A 25,129-nucleotide genomic window follows, 5' to 3' on the forward strand; every position below is an offset into this window, starting at 1 on the left:
TCAGTCAGTCTGTGAACGCGTTCTTTCCCAAGGCGGTCTCTTATGTTTTTCATTTTAGCAATAACAGGCAGATTATTCAACCAATTCTCGAAAATTGATTCTTACGATTAAATAAAGAAACAGGCCCCCGCGAAAATGCGGAAGCCTGTCTGAATTTTCTGTTATGTAATAATGTTTATACCTCAAACATCAGATCGCCGTAGCTCGGGAATGGCCACAGATCTTTGTCCACGATCATCTCCAGCTTATCAGCCGGTGCGCGGAGTGCTGCCATAGCCGGAACCACTTTCTCGTGGTAAACATGCGCCTGAGTTTCTGCGCCTTCCACGCCTGCTGCTTCCTCGGTGATATCGATCAGGGCAGCCAAAGCTACCTTCATATCGGAAAGCAGTGCGGAGGTCTCGGTGAGCAGTTCAGCCTGTACACTGGTGTCTGCCTCCGGGCATGCAGCCTTGACTGCGCCAAGAGAACCGGCTAACTGGGTGGTGTACTTGATGACTGCCGGGATGATCTGCTTGCCTGCCATATCGATCATGGTTCTTGCTTCGATGTTGATCATCTTGCCATATGCCTCGTACTCAACCTCAGCACGGGACTCCAGCTCTGCCTTGGTGAATACGCCAAAGGACTCGTAAAGTTTTACTGCCTTGTCGGTAGTGAGAGCCGGAATTGCCTCTACCATGGAGCGGATGTTCGGAAGACCGCGTCTGCCAGCCTCTTCTACCCACGCATCGGAGTAACCGTTGCCGTTGAAGATGATGCGCTTGTGGTCGCGGAACAGTTTCTTGATCATGTCATGAACTGCGGTATCAAAGTCATCTGCCTTCTCCAGCTCATCTGCTGCCTCTTTGAAGGCCTCTGCCACGATGGTATTCAGGACTACGTTTGCCGGAGCGATGGAATCGGAAGAACCTACCATACGGAACTCGAACTTGTTGCCGGTGAAAGCAAACGGTGAAGTACGGTTACGGTCGGTTGCGTCTTTGTCCAGATCCGGAAGGGTTGCAACGCCGGTCTTTAAGGTGCCGCCGCTCTTGGAGTGGGTTGCCTCACCGGTGCTGCACAGCTGATCGATGACATCCTCCAGCTGCTCGCCCAGGAATACGGAAATGATGGCTGGCGGTGCCTCGTTTGCGCCCAGACGGTGATCGTTACCGATGTCGGCTGCGGATTCGCGAAGCAGGTCTGCGTGAGTATCCACTGCCTTTAAGATGCAGGCCAGAACCAGAAGGAACTGGATGTTCTCGTGCGGGGTGTCGCCCGGGTTTAACAGGTTTACACCATCATCGGAGGTGAGGGACCAGTTGTTGTGCTTACCGGAACCGTTCACGCCTGCAAACGGCTTCTCATGAAGCAGGCAGGTAAGGCCCTGACGTCCTGCAACCTTCTTTAAGGTTTCCATAACCATCTGGTTGTGGTCTACTGCCAGGTTTGCCTGATCGTAGATCGGAGCCAGCTCGTGCTGTGCCGGAGCAACCTCGTTGTGCTGGGTCTTGGCGGTAACGCCCAGTTTCCAGAGTTCCTCGTTGACTGCCTTCATATAAGCACCGATGCGCTCACGGATGGCACCGAAGTAGTGGTCATCCAGCTCCTGCCCCTTCGGAGGCATAGCACCGAACAGGGTGCGGCCGGTGTAGATTAAGTCTTTTCTCTGTAAGTACTTCTGACGATCTACGATGAAGTACTCCTGCTCCGGTCCAACGGACGGGCATACACGCTTTGCGGTGGTGTTGCCGAAGAGTCTTAAGATTCTTAAGGACTGCTCATCAATGGCCTGCATGGAACGAAGAAGCGGAGTCTTCTGATCCAGTGCCTCGCCAGTGTAGGAACAGAACGCGGTCGGAATGCAAAGGGTTACGCCGCAGGCATCTTCTCTTAAGAATGCCGGAGAGGTGCAGTCCCATGCGGTATAGCCTCTTGCCTCGAAAGTAGCACGCAGGCCGCCTGACGGGAAGGAAGATGCATCCGGCTCGCCTTTTATGAGCTCTTTGCCGGAGAACTCCATGATGACCTTGCCTTCTGCATCCGGCGCAGAAATGAAGGAATCATGCTTCTCTGCGGTTACGCCGGTCAGCGGCTGGAACCAGTGGGTATAATGGGTTGCCCCTCTCTCGATCGCCCAGTCCTTCATTGCGTGTGCAACCACATCTGCAATGGACGGATCCAGCTCAGCGCCATCTTCGATGGTCTTTTTCATTTTCTTGAAAACACTCTTTGGTAAGCGTTCTCTCATAACGGTTTCGTTGAAGACGTTCTTGCCAAAAATCTCAGCTACATTCATAACTTCGCTCATAGACTTTTCCTTCCTCTCACTTAGAATTGCCGTTCCCGGTCTCCTCACCCTGCCCTAAATTATTTTTATTTATACTTAATTTTCTTAAGCTGGGTATCTGGTTAAAAAAAATGGTGCTCTTCCTTTGTGGAAGAACACCATCGTTCCCTAATTAAAATAAACCATCAGGTTGGAAAAAGCAAGTGTTTTTTTGCATTTTTCCGTATTTTTTTCAAAGCACTGATTTTCAGGCTTTTCCAACGGAACCAAACAGTTCCATTTTCTCTTTTACGGTAGCCTTGATTGCTTCTGCGCCCGGTGCAAGCAGCTTACGCGGATCGAAGCCCTTGCCCTCTAAATCCTTGCCTGCCTCAACGTACTTACGGGTAGCATCTGCGAAGGATAACTGGCACTCGGTGTTAACGTTGATCTTTGCTACGCCAAGGTCAATGGCTTTCTTGATCATGTCAGCCGGGATACCGGTACCGCCGTGAAGAACTAACGGCAGATCGCCTACTTTTTCTTTGACTGCTGCCAGAGTCTCGAAGCTTAAGCCCTTCCAGTTTGCCGGATATTTGCCGTGGATATTGCCGATGCCTGCTGCCAGGAAATCTACACCCAGGTCTGCGATCATCTTGCACTCGTTCGGATCTGCGCACTCGCCCATACCGATGACACCATCTTCCTCACCGCCGATGGAACCAACCTCAGCCTCGATGGAAAGGCCCATAGCGTGAGCAACCTTTACTAACTCTTTGGTTTTCTCTATGTTCTCCTCGATGGCATAGTGAGAACCATCGAACATGATGGATGAGAAACCTGCCTTAATGCACTTATAGCAGCCGTCATAGGTGCCGTGGTCTAAGTGCAGTGCTACCGGAACGGTAATGTTCATTTCCTCGATCATGGCTTTTACCATAGCGGAAACGGTCTTAAATCCGGTCATATACTTGCCTGCGCCCTCAGATACGCCCAGGATAACCGGGGAATTTAACTCCTGTGCGGTTGCCAGGATGGCCTTGGTCCACTCCAGGTTGTTGATGTTGAACTGACCTACTGCATAGTGTCCTTCTACTGCCTTTTTCAGCATTTCTGTTGCAGATACTAACATGTTCAAAACCTCCGTTTTTCTATAGTTTGCCCTACGGCCTGTCCCAAATACAGGCTGCGGGGTTACAACTGTCTTTATTATATTACAAAAACAGTTTTTTGTGAAGCGGATAACAAAATTCCGGCGTCAGTTGTTTCTACAATTCTGACAATCCTTACAGGCCCAGGATTTCTGCCACGTTCTTCTCCATGTCGGCTGCGTCGCACTCTCTGGTGTGACGGATCTCAGCATTGCGGATCTCCTCGACTGCGCGCGGGATGGCTACGCCGGATGCCTTGCACAGGGCGTCGATGGAAGCGAATTCATCGGTCTCTGCCTCTTTGCCGGTTACAGCTGCCATAACGCTGTGGGAGAACTTGTACGGGCTTGCGGTGGACGCAATGACGGTCGGTGTCTTGTCTCCGGTCTCTGCCACATACTTTTTATATACGCAGGAAGCTACGCCAGTATGCGTATCAATGATGTATCCAGTCTCATCTGCCAGATGTTTCATGCCGGCAGCATTCTCAGCCTCGGTTGCGTAACCGCCCACAAAATCCTTCATGAAGGCTTTCATGGAGTCGGTAACGGTGTATGCGCCCTTGGTGCTTAAATCTTCCATGAGCTTTTTATTTGCTGCCGCGTCACATCCGGTGCTTAAATAAATCAGGCGCTCTAAGTTGCTGGAGATAAGGATATCCATGGACGGAGAATTGGTCAGGATAAACTCTCTCTTGCGGTCGTAGGTGCCGGTCTTGAAAAAGTCATACAGGACCTTATTGTCGTTGGATGCGCAGATGAGGGTCTTGATCGGCACGCCCATCTGTTTTGCCAGGTAGGCAGCCAGAATGTTTCCGAAGTTTCCGGTCGGAACCGTCACGTTGATGAGATCGCCGTTCCGGACCTCGCCATTCTGAACCAGCTTTGCGTAAGCGTAAACATAGTAAACCACCTGCGGAACCAGACGGCCGATGTTGATGGAGTTTGCGGAAGAGAGCTGGAAGCCCTTTGCAGCCAGTTTTGCAGCAAACTCTTTGTCACCGAAGATTTTCTTTACGCCGGTCTGGGCATCGTCAAAGTTGCCGTGAATGGAAACAACCGCAGTGTTTGCGCCCTTCTGGGTTACCATCTGCAGCTCCTGAACCTTGCTGACGCCGCCCTTCGGATAGAACACGATGATACGGGTTCCCGGTACATCCGCAAAACCAGCCATAGCGGCCTTTCCGGTATCTCCGGAGGTTGCAGTCAGGATGACGATTTCATTCTCCACATGATTCTTCTTTGCGGATGTGGTCATCAGGTACGGAAGAATGGACAGCGCCATGTCTTTGAAGGCAATGGTGCTTCCGTGGAACAGCTCCAGATAATAAGCGCCGTCTGCCTTGACAAGCGGAGCAATCTCCTCGGTGTCAAACTTGCTGTCGTAAGCGTGGTCGATGCAGTAGCGCAGCTCCTCCTCGGTGAAGTCTGTTAAGAACTGCTTCATAACGCGGTAAGCCGTTTCCTGGTAGGTCATGCCTGCCAGCTCTTCCATCGTTACATCCAGCTTCGGGATTGAAGTCGGCATGAACAGGCCGCCGTCGTCAGCCAGTCCTTTTAAAATAGCCTGAGATGCAGTCAGTCCGCTCTCGCCGCCTCTTGTGCTCTGATATGTTAAGTTCATAGCTCTCTTTCCTTTCTCCCTTTTCAGTGAATACGTTTTATACAGCTACAATTTTGTGTAACTACATTTTTGTTGATTGTAGCACAGGCAAATATCATTTGTCCATGCTTTCTTTGTGAACAAAAGGCATTCAATGTGTATTGAAGGTTTTTTTCGGATATGCTAAACTGAGGAAAATTGTAACTGTTCAGTACCTTCACAGTTACGGGAAATTATTGAATACAGCAAGAGGACTTTGATTATGTACACTTACGCCTGGTATCACTGGCTTACTTTCTTCTATATTTACTGTTTCTGCGGCTGGATCTTTGAATCCACCTATGTTTCCTTAAAACAGCACCATTTTGTCAATCGTGGTTTTCTGCGGCTCCCCATGCTGCCCCTTTATGGCACCGGCGCAGTCATGATGCTGTGGGTATCCCTGCCAGTCAAAGACAATCTGTTTCTCGTTTACTGCTCCGGCGTGGTGGCTGCCACCCTGCTGGAATATGTGACCGGCTACGTGATGGAACGGCTGTTCAAGGTCCGCTACTGGGATTACAGCAATCAGAGGTTTAACCTCCACGGTTACATCTGCCTGACCTCCTCCATTGCCTGGGGATTTTTAACCATCTTTATGACGGAAGTCATCCACAAACCCATCGAACGTTTTGTGCTGAACCTGCCGCCGGCACTGGAATGGTGCCTGCTGGGCGTAATCAGCGGATGCTTTGTCATGGATACCATCCAGTCCACGAAGGAAGCGCTCAACCTGGCCAAGGCCCTGGAGAATGTTGCAAAGCTGCGGGCCGAGCTGGAAGATATGCAGGTGCAGCTTGCACTCTTAAAAGCTGAGACCGCGCAGAATATTGAAACCGCTAAGGCAGAGCTGCGTGAAACCGTGGCTGAGAGTGTCGAAGCACACAAAGAAATGGTGGCTGCCCGCAAAGAAGCACTGGAAGATGCCGTTGCCGCCGGAAAAGAAAAACTGGCCGAGACGGCTGCGATTCAAAAGGATCGTCTCGCGGAAACCGCTGCGGCTCACAGGGAAATGCTGGCTACTGCGGCTGAGATTCACAAAGAAGCAATTGAGGCACGGAAGGAGGAACTGGTCGAGGCTGTGGAAGCCCACAGAGAAACTGTGGCTGCCCGCAGGGAGGAACTGGCCGAAACTGCCGCTGCACACAAAGCTGCCCTGGCTGCACGCATCAGCACACTGAACGCAAAGATGAACGAAACCACCCGTCTCTTAAACAGCAAAAAAACCGCGATTCGCCCATCCATCCTGCGCCGCAACCCAACCGCAGTGTCCAGACGCTTTGCCGATGCCTGGAAAGAGCTTTACAATGAATGGGAGAAACAGAAGCATGCGTAACAGGACAAGGTACCGGCTGCCCGGCCTGCATGTCATATCGGAGGCATTTTTATGGATTTAAAACAAATTGAATACATCGTAAAAATTGATGATGAGCACAGCATTACCCGCGCGGCGGAGAAGCTGTTCGTGACCCAGTCTGCCTTAAACCAGCAGCTTTTGCGGCTGGAAAAGGAGCTGGGTGCGCCACTCTTCCACCGCAGCAAGGTAGATATGCGCCCCACCGAAATTGGTCAGGTCTATTTAGACAACGCAAGGGAGATCCTGCGGATCAAGCAGCGTACCTACAATCTGATCAACGACATGACCGATGCAAAAAAAGGCCGCCTCTCCATCGGCTTTACGCCTGGGCGCGGCAGTGAAATGTTTACCCATGTCTACCCGGCCTTTCACCAGTCCTACCCGAATGTTGTCGTGGAACCCCATGAACTGAGCGTACACCGCCAGCAGCAGATGATATCCCAGGGTAATCTGGATATTGGTTTTCAGACACTTTCCGAACGCCAGAGAACCGACAGTGAGTACATAAAGCTTGGTGAGGAGGAGATTTTTCTCCTGGTGCCCAGCATTCATCCGGCTGTGGAACAGCTGACGGCCGCACAAACAGTTGCACCAGGTCCACATCACGCCACCAATCAGCAGTCAGCCGTGCCATATCCCATTGCCAACCTGGCCCTGTTTCAGTACGAGCCGTTTGTCCTGATGTACAAGGAATCCACGATCCGGGCCATCACCGATGAGATTTTCCGCAAGTCCGGCTTCACCCCAAACGTGCTGTTTGAAACTGCCAGCAACAACACGGTATTATCCATGATTGAGGCAAACCTCTGCTGCGGCGTGGTTCCAGAATACTATGTGCGCAGACTGCCAGAAGGGATCAGCTGTTTCGCGTTTGCTTCCCATCCGTCCTGGGATATTGTGGCCAACTACCGCAAGAACGGATACTTAAGTGAAGCAGCAAAATACTTCATCGAACTGGTCCGTGAATTCTGGACATAATAAAATATTTCAACAAAAATGGTTCTGGAAAACCACCACATCCGGCGTCTTCCAGAACCATTTTTCTATTGCAATATCAAATTTTTAGTATGCTCTGCCCCAGTAAACCATCTTCTTAGCCGGTTTTCCACAGCATACGCACTTGTCGGACAGGTGCTCCTGTGCGAACGGCATGCAGCGGGAGGTTGCAGCGGTGTCTTCTTTGATCTTGTCCTCGCAGGCCTGATCGCCGCACCACATAGCTTTTACAAAACCAGGTTTCTCATTGATGGTCTTTACAAACTCATCGTAAGTGGTTGCAACGTAGGTGTGGGAATCGCGGTGTGCTCTTGCGCGCTCCAGCATATCATTCTGGATGGTGTCTAAGAGCTCGCCTGCCTTTGCCTCAATCTCGTCTAAGGAAACCGTGATCTTCTCGTGGGTATCACGGCGAACCAGAACAGCCTCGTTGTTTTCGATATCTCTCGGTCCGATCTCCACACGTACCGGAATTCCACGCATCTCAGACTCACTGAACTTCCAGCCCGGGCTCTTGTCGGAATCGTCTACCTTTACCCTGAAGTTGGAAAGAACATCTCTTAATTCAAATGCTTTGTCCAGAACGCCCTCCTTCTGCTGCTGGATCGGAACGATCACAACCTGAGTCGGAGCAATTCTCGGCGGCAGTACCAGGCCGTTGTTGTCACCGTGTACCATGATGATAGCGCCGATCATACGGGTTGTCATGCCCCAGGAAGTCTGGTGCACATACTGCAGGGTGTTGTCTTTTGCTGCGTACTGAATGCCGAATGCCTTTGCGAATCCGTCACCGAAGTTATGGCTGGTACCGGACTGTAGGGCTTTTCCGTCGTGCATCAGGGACTCAATGGTGTAGGTAGCCTCTGCACCTGCAAATTTCTCTTTATCGGTCTTCTGGCCGCGGATCACCGGAATAGCCAGAACCTGCTCACAGAAATCTGCGTACAGATTCAGCATCTGGATGGTTCTTGCCTCAGCCTCCTCTGCGGTTGCGTGAGCGGTGTGTCCCTCCTGCCATAAGAACTCTCTGGAACGCAGGAACGGACGGGTGGTCTTCTCCCATCTTACTACGGAACACCACTGGTTATATACCTTCGGCAGATCACGGTAAGAGTGAATATCCTTTGCATAGAAGTCACAGAACAAAGTCTCAGAAGTCGGACGTACGCACAGGCGCTCCTGCAGCGGCTCCAGACCACCGTGGGTTACCCATGCAACCTCCGGCGCAAAACCTTCTACGTGATCTTTCTCTTTCTCCAGCAGACTCTCCGGAATGAAGATCGGCATGTATACATTCTGTACGCCGGTCTCTTTGAAGCGGCGGTCCAGTTCATGCTGAATGTTCTCCCAGATTGCGTAACCAGCCGGTTTGATGACCATGCAGCCCTTTACGCTCGCGTAGTCACACAGCTCTGCTTTTTTTACCACATCCGTATACCACTGGGCGAAATCCTCGTCCATGGATGTGATGGCTTCTACCATTTTCTTATCCTTTGCCATGTTTAATCTCCTTTATTTATAAAAAAAGTCACCCGGTCCTCTGCCATCTCTGACAAGGGACCGAATGACCAGATAAATTCGGCGGTACCACCCTGATTAGCGCTGCAATACGTGCAGAATCACTCACTCTATGCTCCGTTAACGCCGGAAACTACGCTGCAGTTCGCTGCAGGACTCCAAGGCCGGTTCAGCTTCCAGTGACATAAAGGCCTTGCACCTGATGGCCCTCTCTCTGTAATGTAATGTCCGCTTACTAATCCTCTTCACTGTCGTTTTCTAATGCTTGATTTTAAGCCATTTTGCCCGCTTTGTCAAGGGAAGGCGCACTGTCCTCTCCTTTTATTATTATTCAAATAATTTATCTGCTTATTTTTGTGGAAAACAGAAAATTTCTGTCAAAATTTCATTCATTTTTTAACTTGACATTTTATTTTTGTCTGCCTATAATGCAAACCATAAACTTAAGACCCAAACCGATCACAGCGAATGTGCCGCCGCGCATTCCGGATCAATAAAACAGGCAAAGGCGCTTGGAGATCTGATTCTCTGAGCGCCTTTTCGCATCTTATTCAGAAAGGCCAGGAGTGCCGGTTGTTCCAGCAGTTCTGGAAGGTGAATGACATGGCTGACATGGTAAAAGTCGAACATCTGAAAAAAAATTTCGGGGACCTTGAGGTCCTGAAAGATATCAATCTGACGGTAAAGGAAGGCGAAAAGCTGGTCATCATCGGCCCGTCCGGTTCCGGTAAATCCACCTTTATCCGGTGCATCAACCATCTGGAGGATCCGACCTCGGGTACCATCTCCATCGCCGGAACCCCTGTTACCAAAAAGAACTACCTGGACATGGCCAAGAAATATTCTTCCATGGTCTTCCAGCAGTTTAACCTTTATCCGCACCTGACGGTACTGGAAAACCTGACACTCGCTCCCATCAAGCTGCAGCACGTTCCAAAGGAAGAAGCCAAAGCCACTGCGTTAAAATGTCTGGACCGGGTTGGATTAAAGGCCAAGGCCGGCAATTATCCGGTACAGCTCTCCGGCGGGCAGCAGCAGCGTGTAGCCATTGCCAGAGCACTCTGCACGAATCAGCCGTTGATTCTTTTTGATGAACCTACCTCAGCACTGGATCCGGAAATGGTCCAGGAGGTTTTAAATGTTATGGTCGAGCTGGCCAAGGAAAATATCACCATGATCTGTGTCACTCATGAAATGGGATTTGCCAGACAGGTCGCTGACCGGGTGATCTTCATGGACGGTGGATATATTGTTGAGGAAGGGACACCGGAGCATTTCTTCACCGCCCCGGAGCATGAGCGCACCAAAGCGTTCTTAAGCAAGATTTTACATTAATTTTTCTATGAGGAGGAAACAATTATGAAAAAGAGCATGAAAAAAGTAACTGCCATGACCATGGCCGCTATGATGGCCGCACTGTTAGGCGGATGTGGTTCCTCATCCTCTGAGACCACCGCTGCTGCCACTACCGCAAAAGCAGAGGAAACCACTGCCGCAGCTTCCGAAGCTGGTTCCACAGAGGCTGCTGCTTCTGGCGATGTCAGCGCAGACGTACAGAAAATTGTTGACCGCGGCGTTTTAAAAGTAGGATGCAAATCCGATGTTCCGAACTTCTCCCTGCAGAACACCGCAACCGGTGAATACGAAGGCTTTGAAGATGATCTGGCGTACAACATTGCCGGTGAAATCTTCGGATGCACTCCGGAGGAAGCCAAAGACAAGAAACTGGTTGAGTTCCAGGGCGTTACCGCCAAGACCAGAGGACCGCTTCTGGAGAACGGCGAGATTGACCTGGTTATCGCAACCTTTACCATTACCGATGAGAGAAAAGAAACCTACAACTTCTCCACTCCGTACTACACCGACGCCGTTGGCCTTCTGGTAAACAACGATTCCGGCATCGAGTCCATTGAAGATCTGGACGGCAAGATCATCGGCGTAGCCCAGTCCTCCACCACCAAGGATGGCTTCAAAGCCTATGTGGAGGAAAAAGCCCTCAACGTAAATCCGGAGTTCCAGGAATTTGACGGTTACCCGGCACTGGCTCAGGCCCTGGCTACCAAGCAGATTGACTGCTTCTCTGTAGACCGCGCGATCCTTTCCGGTTATGTAAATGATTCCAACCATATTCTGGATGACCGCTTCAGTGAGCAGGAATACGGTGTTGCATCCGCAAAAGAGAACACCGGTCTTGCTGAACTGGTAGACAAGAAAGTAACTTCCATGCTTTCCGACGGTTCCATGAAAGCACTGCAGGATCAGTGGAACTTACAGTAAAATAATCCGGAAAATGATATCGAGAACGCGTCACTGGCGCGTTCTCTGATTTTATCAAACTATGAAACAGTAAAGGATGATGGGTATTATGATCAAAGGTCTTTTAGAAGGAAAACGATGGGCCGCCCTTTTGAAGGCGCTCCCTGAATATTATGTGCCGGGATTTATCATGACTCTGAAGATTTCCATCGTCGGCCTTCTGGTCGCCTTGGTCCTGGGAATTGTGTTCGGTACATTTTCTACAATGAAATTCAAACCCGCAAAAATTCTTGCCCGCATTTACGTGGAATTTTTGCAGAACACACCACTGGCACTGCAGATCCTGTTTTACTACTCGGTGCTTCCACTCCTCTTTTCCAATTCCGGCTTCCGTATCCCCAAGTTTGTTCTTGGCGTTATCGGAGTCGGCGTATACCACGGAGCTTACATAGCAGAGGTGATCCGTACCGGTATCGAGGCTGTACCAAAAGGGCAGTCCGAGGCCGCAGCTTCCCAGGGTTTTTCGTATCTGGAGACCATGTACTATATCATTCTTCCCCAGACGATCCGCATCATCATGCCGCCTCTGGCAAATCAGGCACTGAATCTGGTGAAGAACACTTCTATCCTGGCCATGGTAGCCGGAATGGACCTGATGTACTACACCGATTCCTGGGGTGCTGACCGCGGATACTTTGCCCAGGCCTATTTCACCAGCGCGCTGCTGTATTTTATCATCTGCTTCCCGCTGGCCCGCCTTGGACGTTATCTGGAGATTCGCTCTATGCGTCTTCCGGCACCGAAAAAAATCGTGATTGAGGAGGAAGGCTTATGTTAGCATTGTTTGATCAGATTTTTACCTTTGCCAATGTCACCTTCATGCTAAAGGGCCTGGCCATGTCCGTAGCCATCGCAGTGCTGGCCACCATCATCAGCATGTTCTTCGGCACGATCCTGGCCCTGATCCGCACCTACGCGAACGGACCATTCCAGTGGGCTTCCGCCCTGGTTGCTGTATACACGGAGTTTTTCCGCTGCACGCCGAATCTGCTGTGGATCCTCTGGATCTATTTCACCATCAAGGGAAATAAAATTGCGGTTTCCGTGTTTGCTATCTCCCTGTTTACCTCCGCTGTTATGGCCGAGATCTTCCGCGGCGGCTTAAACTCCATCCCGAAGGGACAGTTTGAGGCAGCCCAGTCCCAGGGCTTTTCCTTCCTGCAGACACTGTGGTATATCATCCTTCCGCAGACCTACAAGAAAGTCATCCCGGCACTGCTCAGCCAGGTCATTACCATCATCAAGGATACTTCCTTCTTAAAGATGGTGGATGTAGCCGAGTTCATGCGCAACTGCGCCATTGTCATGGGCAGCATCTATGATGTCCGCGGCATGATTATGCTGCTGGCCTTCGAAGGCATCTGTTACTTTGTAATCTGCTTTGCGCTCAGCTGCGTCGTCAGAGGATACCAGAAAACCATTGTGACCGCTTAAGGAGGGAAGATTCATGGATAAATACACCATCACCATTACCAGGGAGTTCGGAAGTCTGGGCCGCCCCATTGCCCACGCCCTCTCCCAGAAGCTTGGGGTTGAATATTATGACCGGGATATCGTGGATGAGGTTGCGAAGCAGTTAAACCTGCCGGTGTCCCAGATCAGCGACGCGGAGGAAACCTCCCACAACCATTTCTTCGCCCACATGTTCCCGCTTGGTACAGACAAACAGTACATTCAGGATATGATTTTTGATGTGCAGAAGGATATCATCCTGGATCTGACACGAAAATCCAGCTGCATCATTGTAGGGCGCTGCTCCGATTTTCTGCTGCAGAATGAACCGAATGTGCTGAACATCTTCATTTACGCTCCTTACAAGGCACGCCTGGAAAACTGCGTGCACACGCTGGAAATGTCTGAGGAAGATGCCAAGCGCACCATCATGAAGGTCGATAAGGCCCGAAGCGCCTACCACAAACGCTATGCCGGATACTTCCCGGCTGACCCGATGCACAAGCACCTGATGATTGATTCATCTTTGCTTGGCGTAGAAGGGACCGCGGATCTGATTGCGGAGGTAGTACGACGGAAATTCCGGTAAATAACAAAATTGGAAAGCAACGAAAATGCCGGGCGGCGTCAAATGGCGCCTTCCGGCATTTTCTGTACACAAATTAAATTTTTATATGGCTTCGTACCCCATCCGCAGCGTAATAGCCGCGTCTTCCGTCACTTCATCGGTGTCAAACCAGGTGTAGTTGCGGACGATTTCGGACAGGTTGCCGCCTTCCGCGTCGTAGACCTGCTGTGGAATGCTCTCGATGAGTTTTCCCAGGTTGTCTCCTGCTTTCACCTGTGGCATGGGCTGGCCTGCTTTTTTGTAGAGCATGCCAATGGCACAGGTAGCTTCACAGGTATTGATCAGCCTGGACGGCGGCGTGAACAGGGTTGATTTCAGTTTTACGGACTGAACTGTCAGTTCATAGACCATATCGGGTCACCTCCACGAGATTGGTATGCTGCCCGTTGCCCCGCGCGTAAGGGGTCGGGTGCAGGGATGTCAACACGTTAATGGAACCGGCAGTGTCGGTTCCGTTTTTGTCTGGCCGATACCAGGCACCCTGGGAGATGGCAGTCACGCCCGGCATGATCCGGTCTGTGACGCGCACCGGCATGCGGATCCGCCCGCGGTCGTTAAATACCTCCGCCAGATCCCCGTCTTTTAAGTTCCGGTCTGCGGCATCTGCCGGGTTCATCCACAGAGTCTGGGGATCCATTTTATGCATAGCCTGGTTGTTGTCGTGGATGCTGTGGCAGCGCCGTTTGGTATGCCAGCCGGTCAGCTGCAGCGGATACTTTTCTGCAAGAGGATCCTGTGGTCCCTCCACCGGCGGTACATACCGCGGGATGGCCGGCATGAATTCTTTAAACTCGGTCCGGTAAACCTTCTCAGAAAAAATCTCAATCTTTCCGCTCTTTGTCGGAAACGGATGCGTTTCCGGATTGCTGCATTTTTCTTTGAAAGCAGGCCGAATTGGCTGCTTCTGATAGCGAAACAGAGCCTGCTTCTTAAAAATCTCATAATCCGGCAGTTCCGTTTCCGTTTTTCTTAACTCTTCATATAAATATTCCAGCCACTCTGATGCGGTACGCCCGCAGGTAAACTGCTCTTTTAATCCCAGGCGGTCTGCCACCTCGGAAAGCCAGTCATACTCAAACCGCCCTTCGTAAAGCGGCTCCATCACCTTGTTGTTGAAGCCCAGAAAATCAGTGTACAGCCAGGGCATGGTGATATTCTCGCACTCGAACATGGAAATGCCCGGAAGCAGGATATCGGCGAACTTCGCACTGGCCGTCATGAACAGGTCACTGACCACAATAAACTCGCATTTACTCTCATCCCGCAGGATTTCTGCCGTGCGGTTGATGTCTCCGTGCTGGTTGATGAGGCAGTTGCCTGCCAGGTTGAGGATCATCTTGATATCGCTTTCCAGTGTGACCGGTTCTTCCGAGCCGTTAATCCACTGCACGCCGTCTAACTGGTTCATGGTGCGGCCATGCAGCACAGCATCCGTCCACAGATAAACCGGGATCTGGCGATTGTAATGATTCACCAGCTTCGGCCAGGACGGTAATTTGTGGTTTTTCCAGTCTGCGACTCCGCTGGCCCAGCCGCCGGAAATTCCAACATTTCCCGTCATGCAGGCAAGCAGAATGCCACCCCGGGTGCTCTGTTCTCCGTTGGCATTGCGTTGGGGGCCATAGCCCTGAATAAGTGCCGCGGGCTTTGCCTTGGCGTAACGCCTTGCCAGGCTGCGGATGGTGTCCGCCGGTACTCCGGTGATGCCTTCTGCCCATTCCGGTGTTTTGGATACGCCATCCTTCTCTCCATATAAATAGGAAAGATAGCATTCCGATGGATCCACGCCCTCCGGCATATGCGCCTTGTCAAAGCCGATACAGCAGCGGTCCAGAAATTCCTGATCCTGCAGCCCTTCCTCCACAATGACCCACGCCATGGCGTCCATGAGCGCACTGTCGGTAGCAGGACGGACCGGAATCCACTCCGCATCCAGACGCACTGCCGTGTCATTCCTTCTCGGATCGATGACAATGATGGAAATGCCCTTCTTTTTTGCGCGCAAAAGCACGTTCATGGTGACACTGTCAAACTTGGTTTCTTCCGGGTTGTGCCCCCAGAGGATAATCAGATTGCTGTTTAACCAGTCTTCCGGATCATGACCGGTCTGGTTCGTGCCATACATAATGTCCGTTGCCTGACGGATGCAGGCGGTGCTGTAGGAATTGTAATAATCCAGAAATCCGCCATCTAAATTCAGCAGGCGCTTAGCCATGTTGTTTCCGCGGTTTAAGGCACTGATGCCTGTTGCATAATTTACATAACGAGACCCAACACCGTAGGTATCGCGGATGCGGATCCATTCGGAAGCGATGGTATCCACCGCCTCCTCCCAGCTGATGCGCGTAAACTTTCCTTCGCCGCGCTTTCCCACCCGCTTCATGGGATAACGCAGACGGTCTTCGCCAAGAAAGGTCTTATGGTAATTCAGGCCCCGCACGCAGGCTGTGAGCGGAATCTCTTCCTCAGGTGCATCGCAGGGGTGCTCCGTGCTCAGATGATCGATTTTTCCGTCCTTCATATGCACGCAGATCACACAGCGTCCGCCGCAGTTATTGCGTCCGGTGGTCCGGATAACCGGTTCTTTCCATATACTCGCGTCTTCGGATATCACGTCTCCGGTCATGTTCTCTTTTTTCATAAAATTTCTTTTTGTCCTCATACATTTTTTCGTCGGCTTCCTTCAGCATCTCATCCAGAGCCATGCATTCTGTTCTCCAGACCGAACCGCAGGAAATACTGACATGATGCTGTCTGGCATTCAGGCAAAGCTGGTTTATCAGGAATTCAAACTGCTGCTGCAGAATGTCTGGATAAATCACCACAAATTCATCCCCGCCGATCCGGTAGGTGCGCTCCGGGAAAACTGCCACAATCTGCTGGGCTGCCCGACGGATAAAGGAATCACCTGCTTCATGTCCCTGCTCATCGTTGATCTGCTTTAAGCCATTTAAATCAATATAAACCACTCCGATATTTTTAAAGCATCTGCCCCGAGATTTTTCCAGCAGGCGAATGTAATAGTTGCGGTTATACAGATTCGTCAGCAGATCGCGGTAGCTTAAATACTGAAGCTGTTCCTGGCGGTCCTTCATCTCCAGACGGTTCATGAGAAAGAACTGAATGGAAGAGAGGAGCTGAAAATCCCGGTAGTATTTCCGTGGATTGTCTACACCAAAAAATCCTATCACCGTACCGTCTTTTTTAAATGGAACCGCGATCAGACTGTTGATATTCTGGGCTTTCAGAATATCATAGGTCTGGGCCTCCTTTTCCTTTTCATGGTCCAGATCAGATATATAAAACATACCGCGCTTCTGAAACATATCAAGCCAAGACTGAACAACCTGAAGTGGTACCTGCTGAAGATTGTCAATTTCTTTTGTGACCCCGGGTGCGACATGCTCATATGTATTGTGAACCAGCTGGTTCTCATAATCCACCTTAACGATATAAGACCGGTCTCCCTCAAAATACTCCGTCACGATTTTCAGAAGGTTATTGATCGCCCGGTCCATGTCTTCATGAGAAGAAAGCTCCGTCACGCAGCGGATCAGCACCGTACTGCGTTCCAGTTCCACCACCGCCTCCGAACGGCTTTTTGCAAGCTGATGGTTGGTCCAGAGATTCCAGCCAAAATAACACCAGAGAAGCAGAAGCGCAACCAGGCTTTCATGTTCCGGATTCCGGTATATACTCAGTGCCATAGCCAGGGTTATCACGCTCATGACCAGCAGCTGTACAATTCTTCCTTTTCTTTTTTTCATCAACATTCTTCCTTTACTGAAACAGTCAGGATTTCTGACGCTACATAAATCTATAATTTTATATTATCACATCCTGTCTGACTTTTCACGCAATACTATGTAAAATAAAAAAAGAAACCCTCTGCATCAAAAAGTTACCAGATGCAGAGGGTTTTATCCTGTTTCAGGTTTTGTCCCGAATTATGCTTCGATCATAATCTTGATGATCTCTTCGTTGGTTTCTTTCATACCGTCTTTTCCGAGACGGCCGACATTCTGTAAGGTATTCTCTACGCCCTTGGATACAATACCGTCTCCGCCGCGGAACTGCTGGCCGCGGATATACATGTTGTAGCCGAGGATGCCGGCATCGACTGCTGCCGCGATCTTGGCTGCGCAGGATGCCTTTGCGCCATCACATACAATACCAGATACGATTGCCAGGGCATTGACTACGGTGTGCTCTACTTCCTTCAGACCGCCGCCACACAGATATGCGATTCCGGCACCTGCTCCGGCACCTGCTCCTACTGCTCCGCAGTAAGCAGACAGACGGCCGATCGGTGTCTTTACGTGGATGGTTGTCAGATTGGACAGCGTCAGGGCGCGGTAGCGCATCTCATCGCTGACCCCCAGCTCTTTTGCATAAACAATGACCGGAACTGAGGTGGTGATACCCTGGTTGCCGCTTCCGGAGTTGATGACTACCGGCATCTCACAGCCATTCATGCGGGCATCGGAACCGGCTGCTGCCATGGCTTTTGCTCTCACGCGGACATCGTCTCCATCCATATCCAGAAGTACCTTGCCGATGTTTGCGCCGTAATCATTCTTCAGTCCTTCTTCCGCAATGGCCACATTGCAGGAAATCTGCTGATCCAGAAGTTCTTTGACATCGCTGATATCCACCGTTGTCGCAAAATCCCAGATATGTTCCATATCAAGCAGCGTGCGGTCGGTCAGGCCGTCTTCGCTGTCATCGGAAACAGCTTCGCTGCGCAGAACCTTCCCGTTCTTTTCAACGAGAACAATGTTGGTATGGTAATTTGCGATACGCACCTTCGCGTAGTCCTCTCCATGATATACGGTTACGATAATATCGAACGTGCAGCCGCCTGCAAGATGTTCGATTTCAATCGGCACATCTTCCATAAACTGCTTCATCTGCTGAATCTGCTCCGGGCTAACCTGGGCAATGACTTCCAGCTGTTTGTCCGGATTTCCTGCCACAATACCCGCGGTCACTGCCGCATTGATGCCTTTTAAGTGACCGGTGTTCGGCACGATCACGGATTTTACATTCTTGATGATGCTGCCGCTGGCTTCCACCTTTACTTTGTCCGGCTGTTCTCCCAGTGTCTTTTTTGCAACTGCGCCTGCGTAGGCCAGCGCGATCGGCTCGGTACATCCCATAGCCGGAATCAGTTCTTCTTTCAGGATCTGGATGTATGCCTGATAACGCGGATCTGACTTTTCCATCTCATTATCACCTTTCTTTTATCTTGTGGCCATTTCATACTGATCAGATATGAGGGCCATCCGGAATTCATCATTACGGCTTGCCTTGTTGATAAATTTACTGTAACATATAGTTACGTTAATGTAAAATTTAAAGATTTTATCATATTGTTTAAAATTTTTTAATGATGAAAGAAGGGATCTCCATGGAATTTCGCGAAATCAGCACCTTTCTCCAGGTAGCGCAGCACCAGAGTTTTTCCAAGGCCGCAAAGCAGCTCGGCTACTCCCAGGCCGCTGTCACCATTCAGATCAAACAGCTCGAAGGGGAGCTGGGTGTCCATCTGTTTGACCGCATTGGAAAACAGATCTCCCTGACCCACCAGGGACAGGTCTTCTACCAGTACGCGGTTACCATCCAGAAGGACTTAGAGCAGGCCCGGAGCGCAGTCTCCGATTCTTCCTCGTTAAACGGCAAGCTCTGTCTTGGCACCATCGAGTCCATCTGCGCCTCTATCTTTCCGGATCTGCTGTCCGAATATCACCGGCTCTACCCAGAGGTCACCATCAGCATTGTTACGGATTCACCGGATGTTCTGTTAAACCGGATGAACGAAAATGCCATTGATCTCGTGTATCTCTTAGACCGGCGCATCTATGACAACCGCTGGTGCAAAACCCTGGAGGAACCGGAAGAGAATATTTTTGTGGCTTCTCCGGATCATGAGCTGGCCAGGGCCAATCGGGAGCTGGAGCTTGACGAGGTGCTGCGTTTTCCATTTCTGCTCACAGAAAAAGATGCCAGCTACCGTCATATGTTAGAACAGTATCTGGCATCTACAGACCGTGTGATCCGGCCGTTTCTGGAAATCGGCAGTACCGAATTCATTATTCACATGCTTTTAAAAAATACGGGAATCTCGTTTCTGCCGGAATTTACCATCCGACGGGAAATAGAGCTGAAACGGCTGACCGCGCTTAGGGTCCGCGGATTTCAGATGCAGACCTGGCGGCAGATTTTCTATCACAAAGATAAATGGGTCACAAAAGAAATGCAGGAATTCCTGCGTCTCGCACAGGAAATGAGCTGATTATTTCTGGCTCTCCTCGTAGCACTGGCGCACTGCCTGGGCCAGCTGGTCCGCGCAGGATGTATCTTTGTAGCCGCAGGTATTGCCGTGCAGGGTGTTGTAGATCTGGTCTACGGTCATGCCGTCTACCAGCTTGCTGATGGCCTTTAAGTTGCCGTTGCAGCCTCTTGTAAATTCTACGTTTCTTACTACGTCGCCCTCCAGGTCAAAGGACAGGGATGTCGGGCACACGTCGTGTGGTTTTACAGTGTATCTCATAGTTCAACTCCTCCTCATTGTATACAGCATGCAATCTGGCCGCAGCTTCCGCAAGCAGCTCCGGCCAGGTTGCATCGTAATCAGTCGCTGTCCGGCAGCAGTTTGATCCGCACGATGATGCGGCGTACAAATCCGCCCTCCGGAACTTCAATATCTTCCTCATGGCTCTGTGCCGGGAACTCTCCGCCTTCTTCCAGTTCCAGCATCAGCCAGTTGTAGGCCGCCTCTCTGGCATCGTCCAGAGCATCCTCTAAATCCGGTCCGTCTCCCTCGCAGAGTTCCAGGTCCGGGAATACGATATGGAAACCATCGTCGTCTTTATGCGGTGTGATCACCGCAGGATAGGTAAATGTCATGATCCTGCCTCCTGTTTCTTTTCATTTCGTGAAGCAGTACCAGTATACGACATTTTTTTTCATATGTAAATGGAGTTATCATTAGTGTCTCGGTCGGTTTCCCATGGACTCACCTGCTTTTTGATCTGTACTTCCTTTGTACATTCTCTAGTCTGCCCGCTCTTTCCGGATTTATACGGCCACAGAATGCACTGGCTGTTTTCCTGTTCTCATTGCTGCCTAGTATAATCCACAATAATTATCCGCCCCTTTCACTTGTCTAAATTTCCATCTGCCGCGTCAGCTTCAATCGACGATGCTACCGGCATCGCCTCATTCAGCTTCCTTGCACATGAAAATTTATCCTGCGTGTAATGGAGCGGTAATTATCGTGGATTATACTAGGCATCTGGAACTGGCGGAAGATGCCGCCCGACGGATTATGCTGAAATGTCATGGACTTCCCGGTTTCCGGATGCGTAAAGGTCAGTTCATACGCCGCCAGGGCCACATCCGCCCGGGGCGGGCGGGCGCTGCGTCCTGTATCGCCCCGGCGCCGTCCGCGAAGCGTAGTGCGGCCGGATTCCCGGTTCTTTTCTGCCATCTGTTCCCGCCCGCCGTTTTCTGCCGCACAGTCTGACATTGCCGCATCCCCTTTCCGGAAAGCGGGATTGTAGCGGTTATCCCCCCAGAGCGGCAGTCCATGACCAGACATCTGCACGCGGATCTGGTGATGCCGTCCCGTAAGAAGCTCAATTTCTGCCAGTGTCAGCTCCCCATAAGGTTCCACCGGCTTTGTCTCAAGCAGCCTGCAGATGAGTTCTGCGCGTTTTCCACCTTTTATCCCCATATCCACAATCCTGGAAGTGTTTTCCCTCTCGTCTTTCAACAGATAATCCACATACTTTTCCACATTATCCACAGGTTTTCCACAGAGCACCGCGAGATATTTTTTATGCATTTTTCCCTCCGACACCTGTTTACTCAGCGCAGCTGCCGCGCTTTTCGTTTTAGCATACACCATCACGCCGCTGACCGGCTTATCCAGTCTGTGGATAACTCCCACATAAGGTTCCACTGGCTTTGTGGACAAGTTGTGATTATCCACCGCTCTCTTTGTGGATAAATAGCGTTTGATCTCACTGACCATATCCGCGTCAAAACCACGGCCGGACTGGGACTCCATCCCCACCGGTTTCCATACCACTAAAACTGCTTCGTCTTCATATAGTATATTCAGCATGCTGCTCTCCCTTTTTGGTATTTTTTGTCAAATAGTTTGATTTTCAAAGTTTTTCCGCAAAAAGCCTTGCATTTTTCTCCCTGTCGCTGTATAGTATATAAAACAGTTAGACGTAGTTTTCAAAACTATATTGTTTTTTCTAAAAAGGAGGAATTTTTATGACTCTGAAAATCAAAGATCCGGGCAGTGCCCTGACTCATTTTATTGCCATGATCCTGGCGCTTTGCGCCGCTTCCCCGCTCATCATCAAGGCAGCGCAGGAGCCCGGCCGCAGCCACGTGCTGGCTCTTACCATTTTTATTACCAGCATGGTGCTGCTCTACGCGGCCAGCACCGTCTACCATACGCTGGACATCTCACCGAAGATAAACCGCATGCTGCGCAAGGTGGACCACATGATGATTTTCATTCTGATTGCCGGGACCTACACTCCGGTCTGTATGCTGGTTCTGGGCGACCGCACCGGCTGGCTCCTTCTGGCGCTGGTATGGGGCATTGCCGCTGCAGGCATTCTCATAAACGCGCTGTGGATCACCTGCCCCAAATGGTTTTCTTCCCTGATTTACATTGCCATGGGCTGGGTCTGCGTGCTGGCCTTTGGAAAGATCATCGCAGCGCTTCCGCGCCAGGCCTTTGGATGGCTCCTGGCCGGCGGTATCATCTACACCGTTGGCGGCGTGATCTACGCCATGAAGCTGCCGATCTTCAACCAGAAACACCGCTACTTCGGCTCCCACGAGATTTTCCACCTGTTCGTTATGGGTGGAAGCCTCTGCCATTACATCATGATGTACGCGTTCGTTGCCTGAACAGTTACCCGGCGGCCTTTTTACTGCGTTTCTGGCATCTGCTGTTTTTGAAACTGTCCGATCAGCGCCAGTTTTTCCTTCCGGCTTAACTGCTTGACCGCCCATTCCCGCCGCATGGCCTCCTGCTTCGTGCTGAAGGTTTCGTAATACTTCAACACCACGGGCCTGCGGTTTTTTGTGTATTTGGCGCCTTTTCCGGCATTGTGGGCCGCCACCCGCTCCTTCAGATGGTTTGTCCATCCGCAGTAGAGGGTTCCGTCCGCGCACTCCAGAATATAGGTGTAATTTTCTTCTGACATCGTTCTTCCCATCCTTTGCATTACGGTTATCATCGTACCATAAGAAATGCTCCCGCGCAACGCTATGTAGGCGGCGCCTGCTTCTTGCAAGTACAGCATGCGCCGCCCAGGTCTCCCTGATCTATGAAAAGCACCGGCCTGATGCAGTGACCAGCTATATCTTATACTACATCTTACGCAGTTTTGCCCGTTTTGTGCAGTTACCCCTAAATTTCTTTTACCAGAATCAGGCAGTCCCCCGCACTGATGGTGCCTCCTGGCAGATCGTTCGCCGCCAGTATCGACGCTTCTGTCGTATGAAAACGCTTCGCCACATCCCACAGGCTGTCTCCGGGCTGTACAAGATAGCCGACAATGCCCGGCATGGCTTTCATTTTTTCTGTATCTGCCGGCTGAACCTGCGCCTGCAAAATTACCTGTTTTTTCTCCGGCTGCAGAACCAGTAAATCCAGGGTGATCACACCGCGCAGCTCCGCCTGTCCGCCTCCTGCCATGACCGCGGTCAGCTGCTCCAGTCCCGGCTCCAGATACCAGATGCTTTCCTCTGTGATGCCCGGAACCTCTGCATCATAATGGAAGGGCACCAGGCGGGTGGCCGCCTGCACCGGCCTTGCGTCATCGTCTGTCAGATACAGAAGCTTTACCTCCAGAACACCATCTACCACCAGCGCGTTCTCCAGGACCTCCGCCCCATCCAGCTTCACGCTTCCGCTGCTGTGGCAGATTTGCAGCACCCTGGGGTCTGTTTCCATCTCCACATTCTCCGCAACCCTGCATTTTCCGAAATTGCGGGTCAGGATCCGGTCAAAGACCGCCTCGCCGGTGTCCAGCACAATTTCCCGGTTCGTGGCATACAGATCCTGCAAAAGCTCCAGCTGCTGTTCCTCATAAAGGCGTACATCCAGCTCAATGATCGCGTCGATGGAAAGCTCCCGCATCTCCCCATCGTAATCCGGCTTTTCCTCCAGGTCACGGTGGATCAGCTTCAGGCCGATGGCCGGAATCAACTCCGCAGCCGCACCCTGCATTTCCACTTCCCCTGAGAATGGAATGCTTTCCTCGACCCACTGAACCATGCCGCTCTCGCCGCCCTCATACAGGGCAAATACCATCAGGGTTCCCTCCAGATGGATCTGGCCGTCCAGCGGCTTTGCCTGGCCCCCGGCAAGCTTCATTTCTGTCCACAGCATCCGCTCAATGGCCGGTTTGCTGCCAGGAAGCGTGATGTCCTGCTTTAAGCGGTAGGTATCTTTTCTGCGCAGGGCAATGGCCGCTGCCGGGATCTGCTCCCGTCTCACCTGGAGATGGATTTCCTCATCCACCCCGTTCACATCCACGGCTGCCGCCGTGTCATACAGGCTCTCTGCCTTTGCCTCCAGCGTTACGATCGCCTTGATTCCCAGCTTGCGGGAATGGACCATCTCCGTGTTCAGGTCATCCAGCTGCCAGGAAACACTGACATAATCCTTTTCATCCAGATCCGGCACATTGATGGTTTCCTCAAAGGGGATCGCCCCACCCAGCGCCTGCAGGCCTCCCTCCTCCCTGCGGTAAAGCACATGAAAATCCAGCTTTCCCCGCACTGTGATCCGCTCCCGCTGCACCTTCACCGGCTCCAGCTGAATAAGACCGGAATCCAGGATCACCTCGTCAATGTCACTCATGGTATCCGGAACAATAAAATCATCATCCAGGGTTACCTGCGCTTCCGTCTGGCTTTTCAGACGGTTTCTGTGCAGGTTCTGTTTTTCCAGTTCCAGCATAAAAAAGCACCCACCTTCCTTTCCATATCAGAAACCCTTTACAGAAAGTCTATGTGAATGCTTTTCGTTTTATGATACTGCCAGGCCGACACTCCGCGCGATCAGTCTTCTCCTGAGCTGTCTGCCATTTCCGCCTTCAGGCGCTCCAGTTCGGCCTCTAGCTCCCGGACACGCTTCTCCATCCTTTCATAGTGTTCCATGGTCACCGCTTTTTTCCGGTTTTCAATGGGAACACCCGCTACCTTGACCGGCTGCGCCGGGATACCGACCGCCGTAGTGTCGTTGTCCAGCGGCTTTAAAAGTACTGCGTTGGCCGCAATCTGGCAGTTGTCTCCCACCTCAAAAGCGCCGAGAATCTTGGCGCCGCATCCTACGGTGACATTGTTCCCCAGGGTAGGATGGCGCTTTCCTTTGTTCAGGCCGACGCCGCCCAGAGTCACACCCTGATAAATGGTGCAGTTATCCCCGACTACCGTAGTCTCACCAATCACCACGCCGCAGCCGTGGTCAATTAAAATGCCATGCCCCAGCTGTGCTCCGGGATGAATCTCGATCAGGGTGAAAAAGCGGGCGATCTGAGAAATCAGCCGCGCGATAAAAAACATATGGTGCTTATAAAACCAGTGGGCAAACCGGTGCCAGATCAGGGCATGCACGCCCTGGTAAAGAAGAAGTACTTCCAGGGCACTCCGTGCCGCCGGGTCACGTTCCTGTACTGCCTTTACATCCATCCAGATATCTTTCAAAATCATAATTCCAAGCCTCCGCAATACGTTAGGATTTTGGCTCTTATTTTATCATATGATGCAAAGGAAAT

Annotated in this window: 23 protein-coding genes and 1 other annotated feature; of the genes, 9 read left to right on the forward strand and 14 right to left on the reverse strand. The window is 51.2% G+C overall.

The window, feature by feature from the left end:
• Positions 1-175: 175 nt before the first annotated feature.
• The 3 genes from WMO41_RS06130 to thrC form a co-directional block, all read right to left on the reverse strand.
• Positions 176-2,293 (reverse strand): glutamine synthetase III family protein, encoded by a 2,118-nt coding sequence (locus tag WMO41_RS06130; protein ID WP_349228982.1) that lies wholly within the window; start codon positions 2,291-2,293, stop codon positions 176-178.
• Between the two features lie 226 nt (positions 2,294-2,519).
• Positions 2,520-3,383, reverse strand: coding sequence for a class II fructose-1,6-bisphosphate aldolase (fba, locus tag WMO41_RS06135; protein WP_349228983.1), 864 nt, complete (start codon positions 3,381-3,383; stop codon positions 2,520-2,522).
• 154 nt (positions 3,384-3,537) lie between these two features.
• Positions 3,538-5,025 (reverse strand): threonine synthase, encoded by a 1,488-nt coding sequence (gene thrC / locus WMO41_RS06140; RefSeq protein ID WP_349228984.1) that lies wholly within the window; start codon positions 5,023-5,025, stop codon positions 3,538-3,540.
• Between the two features lie 241 nt (positions 5,026-5,266).
• On the opposite strand from thrC, the gene WMO41_RS06145 reads away from it, so the two are divergent.
• Together WMO41_RS06145 and WMO41_RS06150 are read left to right on the forward strand one after the other, a co-directional pair.
• Entirely contained in the window at positions 5,267-6,379 is a 1,113-nt protein-coding gene (locus tag WMO41_RS06145) for a putative ABC transporter permease (RefSeq protein ID WP_349228985.1), read from the forward strand.
• 51 nt (positions 6,380-6,430) lie between these two features.
• A complete protein-coding gene (locus WMO41_RS06150) occupies positions 6,431-7,378 on the forward strand; it encodes a LysR family transcriptional regulator (RefSeq protein WP_349228986.1) in 948 nt (315 codons plus the stop codon).
• Between the two features lie 84 nt (positions 7,379-7,462).
• Here WMO41_RS06150 and proS read toward each other — a convergent pair whose 3' ends face one another.
• Positions 7,463-8,896, reverse strand: a complete 1,434-nt coding sequence (gene proS, locus WMO41_RS06155) for a proline--tRNA ligase (protein ID WP_349228987.1) — start codon at positions 8,894-8,896, stop codon at positions 7,463-7,465.
• 52 nt (positions 8,897-8,948) lie between these two features.
• Positions 8,949-9,172, reverse strand: a binding site (T-box leader).
• Positions 9,173-9,517: 345 nt separating this feature from the next.
• Here proS and WMO41_RS06160 point away from each other — a divergent pair.
• The 5 genes from WMO41_RS06160 to WMO41_RS06180 all read left to right on the forward strand — a co-directional run bounded on the left by WMO41_RS06160 (position 9,518) and on the right by WMO41_RS06180 (position 13,271).
• Positions 9,518-10,249 (forward strand): amino acid ABC transporter ATP-binding protein, encoded by a 732-nt coding sequence (locus WMO41_RS06160; protein WP_494338430.1) that lies wholly within the window; start codon positions 9,518-9,520, stop codon positions 10,247-10,249.
• 24 nt (positions 10,250-10,273) lie between these two features.
• Complete coding sequence (locus WMO41_RS06165; protein WP_349228988.1) at positions 10,274-11,191, forward strand: transporter substrate-binding domain-containing protein; 918 nt, start codon at positions 10,274-10,276, stop codon at positions 11,189-11,191.
• An 88-nt stretch (positions 11,192-11,279) separates the two neighbouring features.
• The gene (locus WMO41_RS06170) at positions 11,280-12,008 is read left to right on the forward strand and encodes an ABC transporter permease subunit (protein WP_177291979.1); all 729 of its coding nucleotides are present in this window, start codon (positions 11,280-11,282) and stop codon (positions 12,006-12,008) included.
• Entirely contained in the window at positions 12,002-12,664 is a 663-nt protein-coding gene (locus WMO41_RS06175; protein ID WP_349228989.1) for an amino acid ABC transporter permease, read from the forward strand. The genes WMO41_RS06170 and WMO41_RS06175 overlap by 7 nt, the downstream gene beginning before the upstream one ends.
• Before the next feature lie 13 nt (positions 12,665-12,677).
• Positions 12,678-13,271 (forward strand): cytidylate kinase family protein, encoded by a 594-nt coding sequence (locus WMO41_RS06180; protein ID WP_177291977.1) that lies wholly within the window; start codon positions 12,678-12,680, stop codon positions 13,269-13,271.
• Positions 13,272-13,352: 81 nt separating this feature from the next.
• Here the strand turns inward: WMO41_RS06180 and WMO41_RS06185 are convergent, their stop codons facing one another.
• From WMO41_RS06185 to WMO41_RS06200, 4 genes are all read right to left on the reverse strand, one after another.
• Positions 13,353-13,661, reverse strand: a complete 309-nt coding sequence (locus WMO41_RS06185; protein ID WP_349228990.1) for a DUF3837 family protein — start codon at positions 13,659-13,661, stop codon at positions 13,353-13,355.
• A complete protein-coding gene (locus WMO41_RS06190; RefSeq protein ID WP_349228991.1) occupies positions 13,651-15,951 on the reverse strand; it encodes a DMSO/selenate family reductase complex A subunit in 2,301 nt (766 codons plus the stop codon). The genes WMO41_RS06185 and WMO41_RS06190 overlap by 11 nt, the downstream gene beginning before the upstream one ends.
• Positions 15,863-17,077 carry a sensor domain-containing diguanylate cyclase gene (locus WMO41_RS06195; protein ID WP_349228992.1) on the reverse strand — a complete coding sequence of 405 codons (1,215 nt, stop codon included), beginning with the start codon at positions 17,075-17,077 and terminating at the stop codon, positions 15,863-15,865. Before WMO41_RS06195 ends, WMO41_RS06190 begins: the two co-directional genes overlap by 89 nt.
• A 180-nt stretch (positions 17,078-17,257) precedes the next feature.
• Positions 17,258-18,535: an L-cysteine desulfidase family protein gene (locus tag WMO41_RS06200; protein ID WP_349228993.1), complete on the reverse strand. Its 1,278-nt coding sequence runs from the start codon at positions 18,533-18,535 to the stop codon at positions 17,258-17,260.
• Between the two features lie 185 nt (positions 18,536-18,720).
• Between WMO41_RS06200 and WMO41_RS06205 the strand changes: the two genes are divergently transcribed.
• Positions 18,721-19,605 (forward strand): LysR family transcriptional regulator, encoded by an 885-nt coding sequence (locus WMO41_RS06205; RefSeq protein WP_349228994.1) that lies wholly within the window; start codon positions 18,721-18,723, stop codon positions 19,603-19,605.
• On the opposite strand, the gene WMO41_RS06210 is transcribed toward WMO41_RS06205, so the two are convergent.
• The 3 genes from WMO41_RS06210 to WMO41_RS06220 all read right to left on the reverse strand — a co-directional run bounded on the left by WMO41_RS06210 (position 19,606) and on the right by WMO41_RS06220 (position 21,441).
• Complete coding sequence (locus WMO41_RS06210; protein WP_118533497.1) at positions 19,606-19,863, reverse strand: TIGR03905 family TSCPD domain-containing protein; 258 nt, start codon at positions 19,861-19,863, stop codon at positions 19,606-19,608.
• An 80-nt stretch (positions 19,864-19,943) separates the two neighbouring features.
• Positions 19,944-20,219 carry a type II toxin-antitoxin system HicB family antitoxin gene (locus WMO41_RS06215; RefSeq protein WP_118533499.1) on the reverse strand — a complete coding sequence of 92 codons (276 nt, stop codon included), beginning with the start codon at positions 20,217-20,219 and terminating at the stop codon, positions 19,944-19,946.
• A 316-nt stretch (positions 20,220-20,535) separates the two neighbouring features.
• Positions 20,536-21,441, reverse strand: a complete 906-nt coding sequence (locus WMO41_RS06220) for an RluA family pseudouridine synthase (protein WP_349228995.1) — start codon at positions 21,439-21,441, stop codon at positions 20,536-20,538.
• Between the two features lie 158 nt (positions 21,442-21,599).
• Between WMO41_RS06220 and trhA the strand changes: the two genes are divergently transcribed.
• Positions 21,600-22,250, forward strand: coding sequence for a PAQR family membrane homeostasis protein TrhA (trhA, locus tag WMO41_RS06225; RefSeq protein WP_177292252.1), 651 nt, complete (start codon positions 21,600-21,602; stop codon positions 22,248-22,250).
• Positions 22,251-22,270: 20 nt separating this feature from the next.
• On the opposite strand, the gene WMO41_RS06230 is transcribed toward trhA, so the two are convergent.
• From WMO41_RS06230 to cysE, 3 genes are all read right to left on the reverse strand, one after another.
• On the reverse strand, positions 22,271-22,549 hold the full coding sequence (locus WMO41_RS06230; protein WP_177292253.1) for a GIY-YIG nuclease family protein: 279 nt from the start codon (positions 22,547-22,549) through the stop codon (positions 22,271-22,273).
• 206 nt (positions 22,550-22,755) lie between these two features.
• On the reverse strand, positions 22,756-24,312 hold the full coding sequence (locus tag WMO41_RS06235; protein WP_349228996.1) for a DUF3794 and LysM peptidoglycan-binding domain-containing protein: 1,557 nt from the start codon (positions 24,310-24,312) through the stop codon (positions 22,756-22,758).
• A 101-nt stretch (positions 24,313-24,413) separates the two neighbouring features.
• Positions 24,414-25,064 (reverse strand): serine O-acetyltransferase, encoded by a 651-nt coding sequence (gene cysE, locus WMO41_RS06240; protein WP_349228997.1) that lies wholly within the window; start codon positions 25,062-25,064, stop codon positions 24,414-24,416.
• Positions 25,065-25,129: the final 65 nt, after the last annotated feature.

It is taken from the genome of Ventrimonas faecis, from assembly GCF_040096075.1.
Lineage (GTDB): Bacteria > Bacillota > Clostridia > Lachnospirales > Lachnospiraceae > Brotaphodocola > Brotaphodocola faecis.